The organism is Snodgrassella gandavensis, assembly GCF_914768025.1.
Classification (GTDB): Bacteria; Pseudomonadota; Gammaproteobacteria; order Burkholderiales; family Neisseriaceae; genus Snodgrassella; species Snodgrassella gandavensis.
On sequence record NZ_CAJZCE010000005.1, the window covers coordinates 1 to 17,178 of the forward strand.

Consider the following 17,178-nt stretch of genomic DNA (forward strand, 5'->3'; position numbering starts at 1 on the left):
CCGAAAGACCTCATGAGGCACTAAATAATATGACGCCGATTGAGTATAAAACACTAAAACAAGTAGCATGATTTTCTACGTCTGTTTTGTACTAACTATGGGGTATTTACAATCTGGTTGTTCGCGTCCAGTTCGCTGTTGCCAAACGCATCGCTATTGATTTTCCAGCTCTGTTCTCCCTGGCTGTTTAGCGCCAGTTGCGGGGTGCCCAGATGGTCGTTTATTAGGTAGTGATAGCTGGCATTTTTCAGGGTCTGACCTTCGCTCAGGTTGGCCTGCCATAAGGGGCTGGTACCCCAGTCGCTGTCTGGCTTCCAGCCATACGCTACGCGCATTTTGCCATTCTGATCCAGTTCGGCTAGCAGACCTTCGCTGCTGTAGATATAGTAGGTGGTCTCGCCGTTTACGGTTTTGCTGATACGCCGCCCAAACGGGTCGTATTGGTAGCTGGCTATTTCTCTTGTGTCGTTGCTGACTTTACTCAAGCGTTCGACTGCATTTTAGCTTTTATTCAAAATAAATTAATTTTTGAAATTATCAATTATTTCAATTTGTTTCCAAAGAATAATTAATTCAATAAAATATAAATATAATATATATTTATATTAATTTTAATAGAATTTTTAACAAAAATCCCAACTTAAAAGCTGGGATTTCGTATTGACTAAAATTTTTTAATATCTATAGCATTTTTTAAATAACAATAAGATTATATTTAATTAATATATATCTGTATCTGTATCTATTTCTATAGTTAATTTAGCATCTAAAAGAGATATAAAATCTAAAGTATTTCTTTTTAGGTAAATATCTGATTCAATATCATTATAGATATAAGCAACTATAATAAACATATAATATAAATTATATTCTTTCTTTAATTTGAGTAATATTTCAGTTTTATCTTTAAGTTCATTAATTATTTGACATAATTGCTGATCTAAATCATTTATTGAATTTTCATAATTACGCAGACACCAAGTTGTTTCTATAGCTGGATGGTATTGTGCGTCTGTCATACTTCCTTTAATTCTAGTTTTTGTGGGCAAAATTCCTAGCAATTTTGTTACCTCATCAGGATTAAATTCTTCTCCGCACATAGCGAATTCTACCATTACTGTCGTTTGTTCCATTTCAAACTCCTATAAATAATAACCAGTTGGAATACCTTTTCCAGCGCCACCCTTCCTAAATATCCATAACTCTTTAGTATCTTTATTAATATATATCCCACTTAGACAGATCCTTTTTACCTACATTGTCTGCCTTAAATTCATGTGGATCATGCCTTTTTTCTTCAAATAGCTATTCTTTACTTTTTGTAAATTTCTAGGTTTATCTTTCCCATTATCTTGATCATCAGTATCAGGCGGATTTGGTGCTCCTCCTATATTTACATCATCTATTTCAACATAGTAGCAATCAATTGTCCCACTTTTTTTTAAAAAGTGGGACAATTGATTTACTAATTTGTGAAATGCATATTTTTATCAGTATATATTAAAATCTATATCAGCATTGATACTTGCTATGAATTTCAATACATCTGGTTTTAACCGCATTACAGGATATTCATCATTTTCTAAACGAATAACTACATCAAAAAGCATATCTATATTTAGCTCAGACCTTATTCGATTTAGAATATCTTCTTTACCTTGTATTAAACCAATTATTTTTTTTAATTGAATATTAATATCGTCTGATTTTTCATAGCCAGTGTCTATACGCCATTTTGTCTCTACTGCCGGCCAATTTTTTCCTTCAGGAACAATCCCCTTGATTATTGTACTATTTGGAAGAACATTTAAAAGATCAGTTATAGCACTCGGTTGAAAATGTTCACCATAAATGTCAAAAGCAACTTCCACGGATGTCGTTTCCATATTTAAATACCTTTATAAAATATAACCTGTAGGGATGCCACTTTCTTTACTTCCTTTATTTCCTTTTTTTCTCAAAATCCACATCTTCCCAGATTTTTTATCGACATATATATCATAGCGTTTAACCTCTGCTCTGTCTCCTAAAAATTCATGTTTTATCTTATGAGCATCATGACCTCTTTGCTTCAGATACCTGTCATCAACTTTTTTTAAGTCTTTAGGTTTATCCTCTCCATCATCATCATCAGGATCATCAGGATCATCATCATCAGGGAAATTTGGTGCCCCTCCTATATTTGCATCACTTATTTCAACATCTTTAGTCTTACATTTCCCACCATCCGGTATTTTATTGTCACTAAGCGTAGGTACTGTTGGTAAAGTTGTAAGCCAACCTATAATACCCAATTTTATTGCTTCTGTTGCCAGTTTGTTGCAAGTAGGATTTAAAGCACAGAATCGTATGCCAGCTATTCCAACCCTCACTGCTGCAGCAAGTGCTGGAACGAGCACTGGAGCAATCTCCCCAGTCGGATCACTATATACCAGTGGATTTCCACCTACATAACCATAGGTGTTTATTCCTCCCGCCAACCCTATCGGATCACTCTGGATATACCGCCCAGTCTTGGCATCGTAATCACGGAAGTAGTTATATGACAGTCCGGTCTCTGCATCGTAGTACTGTCCCGGAAACCGCAGGTTCATGGTGATCTGGTTGTTCGCCTCCAGTTCACTGTTGCCAAATGCATCGCTATTGATTTTCCAGCTCTGTTCTCCGGCGCTGTTTATGGCCAGTTGCGGGGTGCCCAGATGGTCGCTTATCAGGTAATGATAGCTGGCATTTTTCAGGGTCTGACCTTCGTTTAGGTTGGCCTGCCATAAGGGGCTGGTACCCCAGTCGCTGTCTGGCTTCCAACCATACGCTACGCGCATTTTGCCATTTTGATCCAGTTCGGCTAGCAGGCCTGCGCTGCTGTAGATATAGTAGGTGGTCTCGCCGTTTACGGTTTTGCTGATACGCCGGCCAAACGGGTCGTATTGGTAGCTGGCTATTTCTCTTGTGTCGTTGCTGACTCTGCTCAGACGTTCGGCTGCGTTGTAGCTGTAGCTGAGTTTTTTATTGGCGCTTTCTTCTGTGGACAGTTGACCGTTGGCGGTATAGGTTAAGCTGGTCTGCTGTTTGCCTTCTCCCCATTTGATTAGCTGGTTGAGGTCGTTGTACTGCCACTCGCCTGCCTGCTGGGCGCTGCCTATGCGATTTCCGATGGCATCGTAGCTGTAGGATTCGGCACGCTGCTCTGTGGTTTCGCTATCCGGTTTGACTTGGGTTAGTCTGTCCAGTGGGTCATACTGGTAGCTGCTGCTGCCTTTTTCGGTCTGGATACGGCTGATGTTGCTTACTTTGTCGTAGCTGTAGTTGCGTTCGAGTAAGGTCTGGCCTTTGCTGCTTAGTTTTATTTGTACTGGCCGCTGTAAGGCATCATAGCTGTTGGTTTGTTCTGCCTGTGGATAGGTGATGCTGCGGGGTTGGTTCCACTGGTAGTTACGCCAGTTGATTTCTTCTCCGTTGGGCAGTACGGTTTTTTGTAGTTGGTCGTTGGCATAGCTGTAGGTTACGGTGCTGTTATCTGGATAGGTGATGCTGGCCAGATTGCCATCGGTATTGTAGCTGTATTTGAGGGTTTGCTTGAGGTTGCCATAGCTGATGGTTTCCTGCACTACTCGGCCTAATGCATCGCGCTGATAGGTGAAGTGGCTGTTGGTGCTGCCACTCTGCTGTACGTCTATCAGTTGGTTGTTGGCGTTATATTGATAGCGGACTGTCTGTTCGGCATTGTCTTGTCCAGCGGCAATGTAGTTTTGCTGGCTGATGTTGCCGGCGGCATCGTATTGATACTGTATACGATTGCCATTGGTCTGTTTCTGTTCTATGAGCTGGTTGGCTTGGTTGTAGCTGTATTCGACATTATTGCCCAGTGTTTTGGTTTCTTTGATCAGGTTGTTGTTCTGATCATAGGTGAAGTGATACTGGTTGCCATTGGGGTCGGTAAGGCCGGTGAGGTTGCTGAACAGGTCGTACTGGTACTGGGTTTTGCCTGCCAGTGCGTCTATGTTTGCGCTAAGCTGACCTAGGGCGTTGTATTCGCTCTGACCGGTACGGTTGGCGGCATCAGTCTGGCTGATGAGCTGTCCCAGCTGGTCGTAGCTGCTATGGCTGCTCAGTTGGGTGTTGTTGTCCAGCTGCTGGGTTACGCTGATGGTGTTACCCATGTTGTCGTAGGTATAGCTTTCGCTATAGGTCGGGTAGTTGATTTTGGTCAACAGGCCGGCCTGGCTGGTACCGGGGGTGCCATATTCGTATGCTAGCTGGTTGCCGTTGTGGTCTTTATATTGGGTTAATCTGCTCCTATTGTCATAGCTCTGCTCGCTTATCAGTCCGGATGGGCTGATGGTTTTGATGAGCCGGTTAAGCTGGTCATACTGGAGGGTGGTGATTTGATTCAGGGCGTTGCTGGCTTTTACTTCGCGTCCTTTGGCTGTGTCGCGATAGCTGTAGCTGGTGCTGTTGCCTTGGGCATCTGTTATGGCTACTACGCGACCCAATGCATCGGTTTGGATGCTGGTGCTATGGTTGAGCGGGTCGGTGATTTTGCTAGGGTAGCCGGCCGGGTTATAGTTCAGTTGCCATTTCTGCTGTAATGGGTTCTGTATTTCGGTTGGCTTCCCCTGGATGTTATAGCTGTAGTGGTACTGCTGCCCTTTGCCGTCGGTATAGCTGGCTATGTTGCCGTAGCGGTCGAAGCTTTGTTGCAGGCTGATGCTTTGTTTGCCGCTGGCTATGGTGGCTTTGGTCTGCTGCCCCAGACTGTCGTACTCGAAGTTGACTACGCGCTGTTCGGGTTTGCCGGCGGCATAGGTGATTTTGGTGGGCTGGTTGGCCGCGTTGTATTCAAAGGTGATGCTGTCGCCTTTGGCGTTGGTCTGTTTTATCGGTTTGTTGGCCTGGTTGTACTGATATTCTTCGGTGGCACCATTTGGATAGGTGATTTTAATCGGGTAGTCGGCCTGGTTATACTGGGTGGTGGTCACTAGGCCACGTTCGTCGGTGTATTTGACGATGTTGTTGGCACTATCGCGCTGATAGCTGGCAGTGAGGCTGCCATTAATGCTTTCGCTCAGTACGCGCCCGTTGCTGTCAAATACGGTGACGGTTTTTTGGCCTGCCGGATCGTTTACGGTGATGGTGTACTGTTTGTTTACGCGGTTATATTCGGTGTTGTAGACGGTTACAGCTCCGGTTTTGCTGGTGATTTTACCTACCCGCGCCAGTTTGTTCTCATGATCGGCTGCGCCGGTGCTGACTACGGCACTTTGCGATACAACGCCACCACTTTTGCCGCTGCCCATGGCTATTCTGCGGGTGGGTACGGAGAGGACGTAATCAATTTTGATAACGCCGCCATCGGGATCGGTGCGGCTGGTGAGCTGGCCGTTGTTGTCGTAACCATACTTCCACACGTTACCCATGACGTCGGTAACTTGGGTTAGGCGATCTCCTGACCAGTTATAGCTCACGCTACGCCCGCTGCGGTCGGTGGCTTTGATCAGGTGTTCTTGGTTATCATAATCCAGGCTGTATACCAGTTCGCCGTTGTGGTCTTTGATGGCGCTGCGCCGGCCATCTTTGTCCAGTTCAAAGCTGACTTGTATGTTGCTGGCATTGCCATAGGCTAATGGCCGCCCTTTGCTGTCGTAGTTTATCCAGTTGCCTTGCGGATCTGTCCAGCGCCAGCCGTTGTCGGTTTTTTTGATTGTGACTTGTTTGTAGGTATATAAGTCGGCGTCGCCGCTACGCTGGTACAGGGTACCGGCGCGGTCGATGGTTTTGATACTGCTATCGAGTGGATCGAGTACGAAGCGTAGTTCTGCCCATGCCGGATTAAGGTACCAGCGTCCGTTTTCCCAGGTACGGTTGAGTTTAACTTCGCCACCTAATACCTTCACTCGCATGTCTATGGTGTTTTCGGTGTACTCGGTATTCGGTAATCTGACGCTGGCATTGCTTACGCCGGATATTTTTTGGCTATTATCTGTTATGCGGGCATAAGCCATTTGTGGCAGTGCCATGACCAGCATAAGGATATAGCTGATTACCCGGAACAGCCGGTCTTTTAAGCTGTTCCTGGGTCGTATGGTATTTTTTGTTTTCATGTTATGACCCTTGTATTTAGTTGGTTTTTAGTTGTTAGTTATCTGGATCCGCTACTAAAGCTGCTGTCTCCTCCAGCCCAGTCCCAGCCAGTATTTGCAGTAAAGATACGGATATATATAATTATTTTATATGCATAAGAATAATAAATAGATTATATTAATTTTTTATTTAATATAAAAAATATTATCAATTTATTTGCTGATAAAATAATTTAGTACAATATAAAACATTGACACGGTATTTTTATTCACTATTTTTCCAAATATAGAAAATCAGTTAGAAGAATATATCTTCCTATATGTTTTTTAATATTATGTTGTAGTGGTTAAATTTGTTATGTTATATGATTTTTTAAAAGATAAACCTCTAGCAAGAATAAATTATATATATTAATGTACCCTGCTAAAGTTTTATAAAAATTTCTGGTTATAGATAGATTAATTCTAGGCATTGATCTTTATTAATAACAAATAGTGATACTCGGAATTCTATGCCGTAGTTCTTGAAGCTTGGGATATCCTCTCGTTTCATTTTTTTCTTAATTGCCTTTTCAAACATGAATTAAAAAATACATCTTCTATTTTATTCAAAATTCTTTAAACCTAAATAAATTAATTTTTGAATTCTTTTTTAGATTTAAAATGCTCTAGCTCTATATTATATTTTCCATAATAATCTTTAAATCTTTCTCTATCATAGAGTCGTTTATAAAGATATTCTCGTCCATATATGGCATTATTTATATCTTTATGAGCGAATCCCTCTTTTTCCCAGTCACGAAGTATAAATAACTGTTTCTTTTCTTCATCTGATAGCATATTGAGTTTTTTGATCAATATATTTTCCTGAGAACGAGTATCCATATTATAATGCCATATATATATACTTTTTATTTCATTATCAATTTCCTTACTATGAGTTAAATTTTCACGGAAATTATTGTCAGCCAAAACCTGTCTGGCATAGCGAGCCAAGCAAAAGCGATGGGGTCTTTTCCAGTCTTCTGGTTTCTCCAACTGAGTAATAAACTTCTCGGCCAGCTCAAACCATTGCTTACGCTCTATATCGGAGTCTAAAATTTGGAAACTGAAAGATTTATAAGACTCCCATGTATCTTTCCTTTTCACGATTACATGTAGATAAAGATTGTCTCCGGCTTTATTAAGGTAACAAACAATGGCTGCGAAATAATTATTTTGCGCCAGACACAGTCCTGTAAACTTATCTTGTTTATTGTCCATGGCATACCAACCAATTCTAAATAATATTTAATTAAAATAACTTATCTTTTCTTTTAAAATCTTCCAGTTCTTTCATATATTTCTCATAATCTTTTTTTACTATTTCTTTATTATATAAGAAATAGTAAAAACTTTCACGACCACAAACAGCATAAAACACATCCTCACAAGCGAATGCTTCTTTTTCCCAATCACGAAGTATGAATAACTGTTTTTTTTCTTCATCTGGTAACAAATTTAGTTTTTTGATTAATGCGGTTTCTTTTAACCGCGAAATGATGGTATAGCGATAGATATATTCATCATCAATATCCTTATTATAAACTAAATCTTCCCGAAAATTGTCATCTTCCAAAATCTTTCTGGCATAACGCGCCAGACAAAAACGATGCGGTCTTTGCCAATCTTCCGGTTTATCTAACTGGTTAATAAAGTTCTCGGCTTGTTCAGACCATTGTGCGCAATCCACATCCGAGATAATATCCCGCCATCTGATAAAATCCGCCTGTCCAACTAAATTTTCACAAAATCCATAAGATTCCCATGTATCTCTTCTATACACTTTTCCAGAGGTAGAAACAGCAAAATAATTATTTTTCGCCAGATACTTTGTTTGCAACTCATTTACCCTATCATTCATGGTATATCAACCAATTTTAAATATTGTTTATTTTTACCATTTTTTTTTGGAGTCTTCAACTTCTGGTGTTTATTGTGTATGTTTCTTCATCCATTATATGCGAATTATTCTTGTATTAGATTATTTATATCTTTATATTTTATTCTTTAATCATAACTATGAGTACATCCGCTTTGCTGTATATTTATTCGTTGGTTAGTGTCATTATTATGAATATAGAATGATCTATTCACACTCGTCACCTACAGAAATATAATTTTATTATTTATAAACTTTTTTCTTATATATATTACTTATAATTTGAATTAATTTAAAATAAAAATTTAATATAATAGACAATAAGAATAGCGTATAAAATACGCTATTCTTACAAAAGAAGCGGAAAGGTCTTTTTTAGCTTTCAGGCTTATCTAGCCGCATTAGATACTCTTTAGTTCTCTGATAATATTGCTTCGCTCTGTACCTGAAACCAAACCGCAGAAGCTTAACGATTATACAATAGACATTTTAGTCTTCCATACTCTAAACTCCATTAAAAAAACTCAAATTTTTAATTAATTTAACTGGATTAAAATTATTCATCTTCATCAAGTTTTCCAAAGACACTTTCTATTTTTTCCCAATATTTCTTATAATAAGTCTCATATTTTTCTTTATCATATAATCTTTTATATAGATATTCACGTCCATAAATAGCATAATGAACATCTTCTCCTATACTACCCTTGATTTCCCAATCCTTTAGGATAAATAATTGAATTTTCTCATCTATAGATAGTTGATTTAATTTTTTAATTAATACAGTTTCTTTTAATCTGGAGATAAGCATATAACGGTAGATTTCTGAATCACTTAATAAATTATATTTTAATTTTCGTATAAAATCATCATCATTCAGAACCTGACGAGCACAACGAGCTAAACAATACCTATGTGGTTTTTTCCAGTCAATCGGTACATCTAATTTACTAATAACTTTACTCGCTTCTAAAATCCAAGATTTTTTATCTGTACCATCCATACTAAAAGAAATATATTGTTCAAAAGTATCTAATCTATAGATGATAATATATACACCTGCATCATCAATATAAGCAACTATAGCTTTAAAGTAATTATTTTTAACCAAACAAGTGTTTAACATATCAATTCCTTCAAAAAAACGAAATCTAATTGTATTTTTTTGCAATATCTTTGGGAACTTTCATTTTTTCTGCTATTTCTTGTTTTGATGATTTTAATATTTTATCTGCCTGAGGGTCATATTCACAACCCCAAAGTTTAGCCTCAGCTACTAGTTTTTTCAAGGCATTTAAAATCCGATTATACCTTTTCTTATGTCCCCAGTCCCCTCCTTGATGTTCCATTAACTCGCCAGCTCTTATTCTTACTCTCATCGATAAATAAAATATTGCATTTCTTAGTTTTCGACATCGATCGTTTGGGTCAAAGGGGTCATGCCCTAACCCTTTATTATTTTCACACTTGTCAAGTAAATTATCTTCTCCTGGATGCCTTGCATTAAGATATGGTAATTCATCAACTCCTCCAAAAATTCCACTACCTATATTGGGAAATTGCACATTTGGCAATGATTTATTACATACAGGAGATACTATACATGCTGCTACAACGAATGCAGCAGCTACTGCCACAGGTATCATTACCTGAGCGGATCACTGTATACCAGCGGATTCCCACCTACATAACCATAGGTGTTTATTCCTCCCGCCAACCCTATCGGATCACTCTGGATATACCGCCCAGTCTTCGCATCGTAATCACGGAAGTAGTTATATGACAGTCCGGTCTCTGCATCGTAGTATTGTCCCGGAAACCGCAGGTTCATGGTGATCTGGTTGTTTGCCTCCAGTTCACTGTTGCCAAACGCATCGCTATTGATTTTCCAGCTCTGTTCTCCAGCGCTGTTTATGGCCAGTTGCGGGGTGCCCAGATGATCGCTTATCAGGTAGTGATAGCTGGCATTTTTCAGGGTCTGACCTTCGTTCAGGTTGGCCTGCCATAAGGGGCTGGTACCCCAGCCACTGTCTGGTTGCCAACCGTACGCTACGCGTATTTTGCCATTCTGTTCCAGTTCGGCTAGCAGGCCTTCGCTGCTATAGATGTAGTAGGTGGCCTCGCCGTTTACGGTTTTGCTGATACGGCAGCCAAACGGGTCGTACTGGTAACAGGCTATTTCTCCGCTGGCGTTTTCTTTTGTCGCCAGCTGACTATTGGTGGTGTAAATCAGGCTGGTCTAGTCTGTTCTTTTCCTCCCCCCATTTCATCAGTTGATTCTGCTGATTATATTGCCATTTTCCTGCCTATCAGGCACTGCCAGTTTGGTTGCCAATGGCATCATAGCTTTAAGATTTGGCACGCTGCTCCAGGGTTTCCTGTTCTGGCTTTACCAGAGTTAAGCGATCCAGTTGGTCAACCTGCTAAACTTTTTTAACATCAGCTTTTGTCTAGAGATAAATGATTTCTTGACAAAAATCTTTATCGATTATAAACACCTCTATTCTGAAACCTTTAGGATAATCTTTAAAGCCTAAAACATTTTCTCGTTTCTTTTTTTCCTCAAGTGCTCTTTCTAAAGTGGAAAAAGTTCCAATTTCGAATTCTGTTAAACCATTCTGTTTTGTTTCCTTAGCATGAACTAAAGTATATACTTTGTTTTCAGTCATATTTAACACCATTTAAAATTTCTATTACCAGATTATATAGTGACAAATCCACCACGCCACCAATCCTCATCTAAAACAGTTTCATAAATTTCTAGTCTTTTCAAATTACTTAGATAATAACTTTTTGAAAAATTTTTTTTCCTTTCCAAAGCTATATCATAAGTACTATAAACCCCTAATACTTGGCCTATTTCAGCATCAAAATCTTCTGAATCAGGAGATTCTAATGCTATATCCTTATTACCATGATAAGAGTAGGTTACATAACATAACTGAAATACTATTGTCATTATAAATATCCTTATTAAATTGATTTATATCTATCATAATACTTTTAATGTCTGAATTATATAACTCTTTTCAAGATTAAGTCTATTTGTAACCTCTCCATAATTTTTTAATCCGACTAAACTCTGATCCTGAACCTTTTTATATCAAAAGCATTTTTTTAATAAATCAAAAAGCATAACAATTTATGAAAAAAGCTTTAACAAAAAATCATTGTTAAAGCTCCTAATCGAATTTCGATAGATATATTTGCAAACAAAGCTAAGTTTTATTCTTCAATAAGTATATTTTTGTATTTATCTACAATATCTATAACAACATCCAAACAAATAATTGTACCATTAATTGAACCACTTTCTAGACTAATTTCATAACCACTTACTTGCTCTGGATTATAATATATATTATTTTTAAAAGGCTCTTCCATTAAAATGTTATCCAGATTTTTAATTAATATAGATGAAATGTAGCAACTTTCAAATCCTTCACCTTTCTCAAGATCATCATTGTAGATGGAAAAAATCTTAACATCTTCACATATTATTTTTCCCATAAATTCGCCTTGATTATATACACTGAGTAATTCTAAAGAAAAATCACAACCATATTCGATAAACTCAGCCGCACGTAGACCAATATCATTAATTTTTTTCATATTTCTTAGAGCCTATATTTAACTTATAAAATGCTCTGTGGAATACATCACTACTTGGTTTTATCCCGGCTTTTGCATTACATATTATTTTATATGGAGATAAGATCCTGCTTTACTAGATTTAATACATCAAGAAATTCCTCTAAAGGAAATTTAAATATAGTTTCTTCTTCTAGCAACCGGGAATCATAAAAGAACTCTATTTCAATATTATCAACTCCTTTATCTTTATTTAATTGACATAGAAGTTGTCCTTTGAAAGAAATTTCAATAGTTAAATACTCGTATTTACTATCACTGAAATAATCAATTTGAAAATTTGATTTCATAGAATATTACTCCCATTTTGGATCTAATACACCAGAAAATGAACCATCTTTATTATAGCGAACTCCTTTAATCGCGCCACATAGATACCTGAAGCCGGCATTACACAACAGTTTAAACATTGCTCAAACCTTATTTATAATCTGTTCAAAAGGTATCAAAAAATGCGCAATTTTTGCCTAAAATGGTACAAAAGCTAAATTCCAAATTTTCGCCCCTTTCCCCTCCCAGAATCCCCGTGTTTCCTATATCTCAGCCTTTTGTGTGTGTGTTGCAGAAAGGTGCAAAAGAAAGCACTACCACACATTTGACTAATACTTTTTTTAAAAATAATCCCAGCCTTTAGACTGGGATTTCATATTACTTTTTATTATTTGAATTTATAATAAAATATATTTACTTTAATTACCATTCACCACTTAAAAAATCATCTACAGCATCTTCTAACGATGGAAACCATTTTAAAAAAGGATTTTTAATTTCTTCTTCAACTTGTTCAAAATAAATGTTTACTTGTTGATGATGAATATTTTCCTTAGGATGAATTTCTTTTTCTAAATCATATTTATATAACGTATCTAATGAAATTACAGCAAACAAATTTCTACCCATCTTTTCTATGCAGTTTATACGACATAATTTTTCATTATATTCAACTAAAATATTATGTGCTTTAAACATTTTCAATCTTCCCATTTTCTAACCCACTTTCCTGTTCGTATTCTCATATTCGTATTAGCACGAGTGTTTGTCCATTGTGTTACATGCTCTCCTTTAGATGTTTCAATTACTACCCGATTTCCTGATATATAAACATTATTTCCTGTTTTACTATCACGATATAATTTTCCTTCCCTTTTAATTCTATTTATATCCCCAACTTGTCTGTGTTTATCAGTACGAGCTTGCTCTTTTCTCATTTTACCATGCTTTGTATATTTATTTGAATTTTTTGACTTATTATTTTTATCAGGATCATCTGGTGGTGGTGGAACTGCTCCTGTGCCACTAGAATTATTTGGATTATTTACTTCAACAGTACTATCTTCACACTTCTCTCCGTTACTAATATCTTCACTTAGTGAAGGAAACTGAAGTTCTGGTACATTAAATCTGCTATTTATGTTTGGATATAAGCCAAATTGCGCATTTGGCAATGATTTATTACATACAGGAGTCAGTATACATACTGCTACAACGAATGCAGCAGCTACTGCCACAGGTACCATTACCTGAGCAAATTCCCCAGTCGGATCACTGTATACCAGCGGATTCCCACCTACATAACCATAGGTGTTTATTCCTCCCGCCAACCCTATCGGATCACTCTGGATATACCGCCCAGTCTTCGCATCGTAATCACGGAAGTAGTTATATGACAGTCCGGTCTCTGCATCGTAGTATTGTCCCGGAAACCGCAGGTTCATGGTGATCTGGTTGTTTGCCTCCAGTTCACTGTTGCCAAACGCATCGCTATTGATTTTCCAGCTCTGTTCTCCAGCGCTGTTTATGGCCAGTTGCGGGGTGCCCAGATGATCGCTTATCAGGTAGTGATAGCTGGCATTTTTCAGGGTCTGACCTTCGTTCAGGTTGGCCTGCCATAAGGGGCTGGTACCCCAGTCGCTGTCTGGTTGCCAACCGTACGCTACGCGCATTTTGCCATTCTGATCCAGTTCGGCTAACAGGCCTGCGCTGCTGTAGATATAGTAGGTGGTTTCGCCGTTTACGGTTTTGCTGATACGCCGGCCAAACGGGTCGTATTGGTAGCTGGCTATTTCTCTTGTGTCGTTGCTGACTTTGCTCAGACGTTCGGCTGCGTTGTAGCTGTAGCTGAGTTTTTTATTGCCACTTTCTTCTGTGGACAGTTGGCCGTTGGCGGTATAGGTTAAGCTGGTCTGCTGTTTGCCTTCTCCCCATTTGATTAGTTGGTTGAGGTTGTTGTACTGCCACTCGCCTGCCTGCTGGGCGCTGCCTATGCGGTTTCCGATGGCATCGTAGCTGTAGGATTCGGCACGCTGCTCTGTGGTTTCGCTATCCGGTTTGACTTGGGTTAGTCTGTCCAGTGGGTCATACTGGTAGCTGCTGCTGCCTTTTTCGGTCTGGATACGGCTGATATTGCTTACTTTGTCGTAGCTGTAGTTACGTTCCAGTAAGGTCTGGCCTTTGCTGCTTAGTTTTATTTGTACTGGCCGCTGTAAGGCATCGTAGCTGTTGGTTTGTTCTGCCTGTGGATAGGTGATGCTGCGAGGCTGGTTTCACTGGTAGTTACGCCAGTTGATTTCTTCTCCGTTAGGCAGTACGGTTTTTTGGCCTGCCGGATCGTTTACGGTGATGGTGTACTGTTTGTTTACGCGGTTGTATTCGGTGTTGTAGACGGTTACAGCTCCGGTTTTGCTGGTGATTTTGCCTACCCGCGCCAGTTTGTTCTCATGATCGGCTGCTCCGGTGCTGACTACGGCACTTTGCGAGACAACGCCACCACTTTTGCCACTGCCCATGGCTATTCTGCGGGTGGTACGGAGAGGACGTAATCAATTTTGATAACGCCGCCATCGGGATCGGTGCGGCTGGTGAGCTGGCCGTTGTTGTCGTAACCATACTTCCACACGTTACCCATGACGTCGGTAACTTGGGTTAGGCGATCTCCTGACCAGTTATAGCTAATTTAAATCCTCTGTTGGTTAATAAGAGAATTTTCTACTTTTATACAGTACTATTTTAGGGGATAGGGCTAATATATAAGTTACAAATCATTTATTATTCAAACTAAAATCCCAGTACTTAAGTACTGGGATTTTAAAACTACTAATTTTTATGTTTCTTTTATATAACGATCAAGATCACAAGATCCTGGAGATTCTTCAATATATAATCTTTCACAAGATGGACATTTATAGACTTCAAAACTCTTACTGTTAAAAGCACTTAAAAAATCTTCTGATGTAAATTTCTCATTCTCAGACCATGTATCAATTATATTCCATAAATCATTATCAGAAATTAAATCATAAACGAAATCTTCCTCCAACGTATGAATACGCATAATAAATCCACATCTACACTGAACTTTTGGCATATACTAATCCTCATCCTTTAAGACTCATATCAATTTATAAACTAGGCCATTATTGTTCATTAGAGTTTTTCATGATAAAATCTCATATAAAGTTCTGTGACAATAATTTTAAATAGCTTATATCATATTAATCCCAGTTTTAAACTGGGATATGCATAAAACATGTATTAAGATTTAATTTATTAATAACTCTGATTTCATTCTATTTGTGATATAGTAAGTGCTCCTGGTTGAATTGTTGCTGGCAGTTTATGTATTATATGTCTCACATCCATTGGCAATTCTAACAATGTTAATGGAGTAATCGGTTTCGCTACTAAAAAATAAGTATTTGTTTCAAAATCAATATCATAGCTAAATAAACCTTTCGATGCAGCTTCAACATACGAATGCAAACAAGCTTTTTTTCTTTCTTCTATATTTTTAAGTAAAAATGCACCAGGTTCAGTAAAATCAGGTAAATGACTTTCTATAATATCAACTTTACAATGATTATCTAAATTATCGAAATAATCGAATAATTTATCATAATTAATTTTAGATTTTCTTATTTTTTTAGGAACTGCACATGTACCTCCTGAAGTAAAATGGGCTAAATAGTTGTTATTAAATACAGCATACCAATCTAAATCCCATATATCCCATCCATCCCATCCATCAACAGAATTTTCTATAATTTTCATATTCATAACTCAGGCCCAAACATAGCTCCACAATTATCACAACGTTTTACATGCTTCCGACCCCTAGGGCGCAAAGCCCCAGAAATATCAATGTCCTTTGCTTTAAGCCGAGGGTTTTTTAGCATTAAATCATTAGCAGCACGAAATTCGGCGCAACGCCCTACTATGTTACCACATTTAGTTTTTGTTCCCAATCCTCCCAATTTACCCGCCATGTCTTTTAATTCGGGAGCTACTTTTTCTGGGATATTGCCATTTGTATTCAAAGCATATTTTCCTGTATTTTTATCCACGGCTACAACTACTGCTGCAGGCTTTTCTTTAGTATTCTTTACATGTAAATACCCCAAAGTTAGTACGAGATTCAAGTAGAAAATCATGCTGCCTGTTTTAGTGTTTTATACTCAATTGGCGTCATATTATTTAGTGCTTCATGAGGTCTTTCGCTGTTATAAATGGTTAGCCATTCTTCAGTTACCTTGCTTGCTCTAGATTATTAAAAAGATATAAATCCAGTACCTCAGTACGATACCAACGATTAAATTGTTTAATATAGCCATTTTGATATGAGCTGCCTGGTTGAATATAATCTATGGTTATACCATGTGACTTTGCCCAGTTAGTAAACGTATTTCCAGTGAATTCCGTTCCATTATCTACTCGTATTTTTAGTGGATAACCATGATATTCGGCCAGTTTATCCAGATAACGGGTAATCCTGCCAGCCGGCAAGCTGACTGCAATATCAATGCCTAGTGCCTCACGATTAAAGTCATCTATCACATTGAAAGTTCTAAAGCGCCGTTGATTGCGACTGCTGTCACTCATGAAATCCATTGACCAGCATTCACCTTGTTTATTGGGGACTGATAGCCTTTCCGGGCTTCGTGGAGGAATGCGGTGTTTACGCTTTACCCTAAGATTAAGCTTTAATTCACAATACACCCGGTAAACACGTTTATGATTCCATTTATAGCCAAGCTTTCTGATGCGATGAAAACACTTGGGAAAGCCCCAGCGTAAATGCTTATCGGTAATAGCATTTAGTACAGACATAATCACTGAATCATCCGGTAACTTGGGTTGATAATAGTAAGCGCAGCGGCTTAAGCCAATAATTGCGCAGCTCATGGCAATAGTGACAAGAATGACGTTCTTGCAATTGCACAGCCCAAGCTTTACGTGCCTTGATAGGCACTATAGCTTTTTTATGATTTCTTCCTGAAGCTGGGATTTTAAACTGAGCTCGGCAAACATTTGCTTAAGCTTGCGGTTTTCAGCTTCCAGTTCCTTTAAGCGTTTGATATCTGAGGTTTCCATACCACCGTATTTATCACACCATTTATAGAAAGTTGAATTACCCATACCATATTTACGACAAAGCTCTTTGACAGGAATACCGGCTTCAGCTTCTTTTAAAATAGATACGATTTGATGTTCAGTCATTTTTTCATGTTTGAATCCTCTGTGGGTTAATGG

At 38.3% G+C, this 17,178-nt stretch carries 20 protein-coding genes and 1 pseudogene; all 21 read right to left on the minus strand.

All coding sequences use genetic code 11. The features are described 5' to 3' along the window. Positions 1–95: 95 nt before the first annotated feature. A complete protein-coding gene (locus tag MJ764_RS05325) occupies positions 96–485 on the minus strand; it encodes a hypothetical protein (protein ID WP_239325293.1) in 390 nt (129 codons plus the stop codon). 234 nt (positions 486–719) lie between these two features. Next, entirely contained in the window at positions 720–1,133 is a 414-nt protein-coding gene (locus tag MJ764_RS05330) for a DUF4279 domain-containing protein (RefSeq protein ID WP_239325294.1), read from the minus strand. Between the two features lie 357 nt (positions 1,134–1,490). Then, entirely contained in the window at positions 1,491–1,886 is a 396-nt protein-coding gene (locus tag MJ764_RS05335; RefSeq protein ID WP_239325296.1) for a DUF4279 domain-containing protein, read from the minus strand. Positions 1,887–1,898: 12 nt separating this feature from the next. Continuing rightward, positions 1,899–6,101 carry an RHS repeat-associated core domain-containing protein gene (locus MJ764_RS05340; RefSeq protein ID WP_239325298.1) on the minus strand — a complete coding sequence of 1,401 codons (4,203 nt, stop codon included), beginning with the start codon at positions 6,099–6,101 and terminating at the stop codon, positions 1,899–1,901. 612 nt (positions 6,102–6,713) lie between these two features. After that, a complete protein-coding gene (locus MJ764_RS05345; RefSeq protein ID WP_239325300.1) occupies positions 6,714–7,343 on the minus strand; it encodes a hypothetical protein in 630 nt (209 codons plus the stop codon). 31 nt (positions 7,344–7,374) lie between these two features. Further along, the gene (locus MJ764_RS05350; RefSeq protein ID WP_239325302.1) at positions 7,375–7,983 is read right to left on the minus strand and encodes a hypothetical protein; all 609 of its coding nucleotides are present in this window, start codon (positions 7,981–7,983) and stop codon (positions 7,375–7,377) included. 574 nt (positions 7,984–8,557) lie between these two features. Beyond that, complete coding sequence (locus MJ764_RS05355; protein ID WP_239325304.1) at positions 8,558–9,127, minus strand: hypothetical protein; 570 nt, start codon at positions 9,125–9,127, stop codon at positions 8,558–8,560. A 25-nt stretch (positions 9,128–9,152) separates the two neighbouring features. Further along, positions 9,153–9,638, minus strand: coding sequence for a hypothetical protein (locus MJ764_RS05360; RefSeq protein WP_239325306.1), 486 nt, complete (start codon positions 9,636–9,638; stop codon positions 9,153–9,155). 8 nt (positions 9,639–9,646) lie between these two features. Then, on the minus strand, positions 9,647–10,234 hold the full coding sequence (locus MJ764_RS11520; protein WP_338053827.1) for an RHS repeat domain-containing protein: 588 nt from the start codon (positions 10,232–10,234) through the stop codon (positions 9,647–9,649). A 217-nt stretch (positions 10,235–10,451) separates the two neighbouring features. Beyond that, positions 10,452–10,670 (minus strand): hypothetical protein, encoded by a 219-nt coding sequence (locus tag MJ764_RS05370; protein WP_239325310.1) that lies wholly within the window; start codon positions 10,668–10,670, stop codon positions 10,452–10,454. A 32-nt stretch (positions 10,671–10,702) separates the two neighbouring features. Beyond that, on the minus strand, positions 10,703–10,960 hold the full coding sequence (locus tag MJ764_RS05375) for a hypothetical protein (RefSeq protein WP_239325312.1): 258 nt from the start codon (positions 10,958–10,960) through the stop codon (positions 10,703–10,705). 266 nt (positions 10,961–11,226) lie between these two features. Next, on the minus strand, positions 11,227–11,613 hold the full coding sequence (locus tag MJ764_RS05380) for a hypothetical protein (protein WP_239325314.1): 387 nt from the start codon (positions 11,611–11,613) through the stop codon (positions 11,227–11,229). A gap of 89 nt (positions 11,614–11,702) precedes the next feature. After that, positions 11,703–11,942, minus strand: coding sequence for a hypothetical protein (locus tag MJ764_RS05385; protein ID WP_239325316.1), 240 nt, complete (start codon positions 11,940–11,942; stop codon positions 11,703–11,705). 403 nt (positions 11,943–12,345) lie between these two features. Continuing rightward, positions 12,346–12,621, minus strand: coding sequence for a hypothetical protein (locus tag MJ764_RS05390; RefSeq protein ID WP_239325318.1), 276 nt, complete (start codon positions 12,619–12,621; stop codon positions 12,346–12,348). 2 nt (positions 12,622–12,623) lie between these two features. Continuing rightward, positions 12,624–14,180, minus strand: coding sequence for an RHS repeat domain-containing protein (locus MJ764_RS11705; RefSeq protein ID WP_476749657.1), 1,557 nt, complete (start codon positions 14,178–14,180; stop codon positions 12,624–12,626). Positions 14,181–14,195: 15 nt separating this feature from the next. Next, positions 14,196–14,438 (minus strand): hypothetical protein, encoded by a 243-nt coding sequence (locus tag MJ764_RS05400; RefSeq protein ID WP_239325322.1) that lies wholly within the window; start codon positions 14,436–14,438, stop codon positions 14,196–14,198. Positions 14,439–14,752: 314 nt separating this feature from the next. Beyond that, the gene (locus MJ764_RS05405; RefSeq protein WP_239325324.1) at positions 14,753–15,016 is read right to left on the minus strand and encodes a hypothetical protein; all 264 of its coding nucleotides are present in this window, start codon (positions 15,014–15,016) and stop codon (positions 14,753–14,755) included. 197 nt (positions 15,017–15,213) lie between these two features. After that, a complete protein-coding gene (locus tag MJ764_RS05410; RefSeq protein WP_239325326.1) occupies positions 15,214–15,699 on the minus strand; it encodes a hypothetical protein in 486 nt (161 codons plus the stop codon). A 2-nt stretch (positions 15,700–15,701) separates the two neighbouring features. Further along, positions 15,702–16,079 carry a hypothetical protein gene (locus MJ764_RS05415; protein WP_239325327.1) on the minus strand — a complete coding sequence of 126 codons (378 nt, stop codon included), beginning with the start codon at positions 16,077–16,079 and terminating at the stop codon, positions 15,702–15,704. Next, positions 16,076–16,830 (minus strand): annotated as a pseudogene (locus MJ764_RS05420) (IS3 family transposase). Before MJ764_RS05420 ends, MJ764_RS05415 begins: the two are co-directional and overlap by 4 nt. A gap of 66 nt (positions 16,831–16,896) precedes the next feature. Next, a complete protein-coding gene (locus tag MJ764_RS05425; RefSeq protein WP_239325331.1) occupies positions 16,897–17,145 on the minus strand; it encodes a transposase in 249 nt (82 codons plus the stop codon). Positions 17,146–17,178: the final 33 nt, after the last annotated feature.

Excerpts from the sequence above, each read along its gene's own strand:
- MJ764_RS05330 (WP_239325294.1), bottom strand. The coding sequence starts at position 1,133 with ATGGAACAAACGACAGTAATGGTAGAATTCGCTATGTGCGGAGAAGAA.
- MJ764_RS05335 (WP_239325296.1), bottom strand. The coding sequence starts at position 1,886 with ATGGAAACGACATCCGTGGAAGTTGCTTTTGACATTTATGGTGAACAT.
- MJ764_RS05340 (WP_239325298.1), bottom strand. The coding sequence starts at position 6,101 with ATGAAAACAAAAAATACCATACGACCCAGGAACAGCTTAAAAGACCGG.
- MJ764_RS05345 (WP_239325300.1), bottom strand. The coding sequence starts at position 7,343 with ATGGACAATAAACAAGATAAGTTTACAGGACTGTGTCTGGCGCAAAAT.
- MJ764_RS05350 (WP_239325302.1), bottom strand. The coding sequence starts at position 7,983 with ATGAATGATAGGGTAAATGAGTTGCAAACAAAGTATCTGGCGAAAAAT.
- MJ764_RS05355 (WP_239325304.1), bottom strand. The coding sequence starts at position 9,127 with ATGTTAAACACTTGTTTGGTTAAAAATAATTACTTTAAAGCTATAGTT.
- MJ764_RS05370 (WP_239325310.1), bottom strand. The coding sequence starts at position 10,670 with ATGACTGAAAACAAAGTATATACTTTAGTTCATGCTAAGGAAACAAAA.
- MJ764_RS05375 (WP_239325312.1), bottom strand. The coding sequence starts at position 10,960 with ATGACAATAGTATTTCAGTTATGTTATGTAACCTACTCTTATCATGGT.
- MJ764_RS05380 (WP_239325314.1), bottom strand. The coding sequence starts at position 11,613 with ATGAAAAAAATTAATGATATTGGTCTACGTGCGGCTGAGTTTATCGAA.
- MJ764_RS05385 (WP_239325316.1), bottom strand. The coding sequence starts at position 11,942 with ATGAAATCAAATTTTCAAATTGATTATTTCAGTGATAGTAAATACGAG.
- MJ764_RS05390 (WP_239325318.1), bottom strand. The coding sequence starts at position 12,621 with ATGTTTAAAGCACATAATATTTTAGTTGAATATAATGAAAAATTATGT.
- MJ764_RS05400 (WP_239325322.1), bottom strand. The coding sequence starts at position 14,438 with ATGGGCAGTGGCAAAAGTGGTGGCGTTGTCTCGCAAAGTGCCGTAGTC.
- MJ764_RS05405 (WP_239325324.1), bottom strand. The coding sequence starts at position 15,016 with ATGCCAAAAGTTCAGTGTAGATGTGGATTTATTATGCGTATTCATACG.
- MJ764_RS05410 (WP_239325326.1), bottom strand. The coding sequence starts at position 15,699 with ATGAAAATTATAGAAAATTCTGTTGATGGATGGGATGGATGGGATATA.
- MJ764_RS05415 (WP_239325327.1), bottom strand. The coding sequence starts at position 16,079 with ATGATTTTCTACTTGAATCTCGTACTAACTTTGGGGTATTTACATGTA.
- MJ764_RS05425 (WP_239325331.1), bottom strand. The coding sequence starts at position 17,145 with ATGACTGAACATCAAATCGTATCTATTTTAAAAGAAGCTGAAGCCGGT.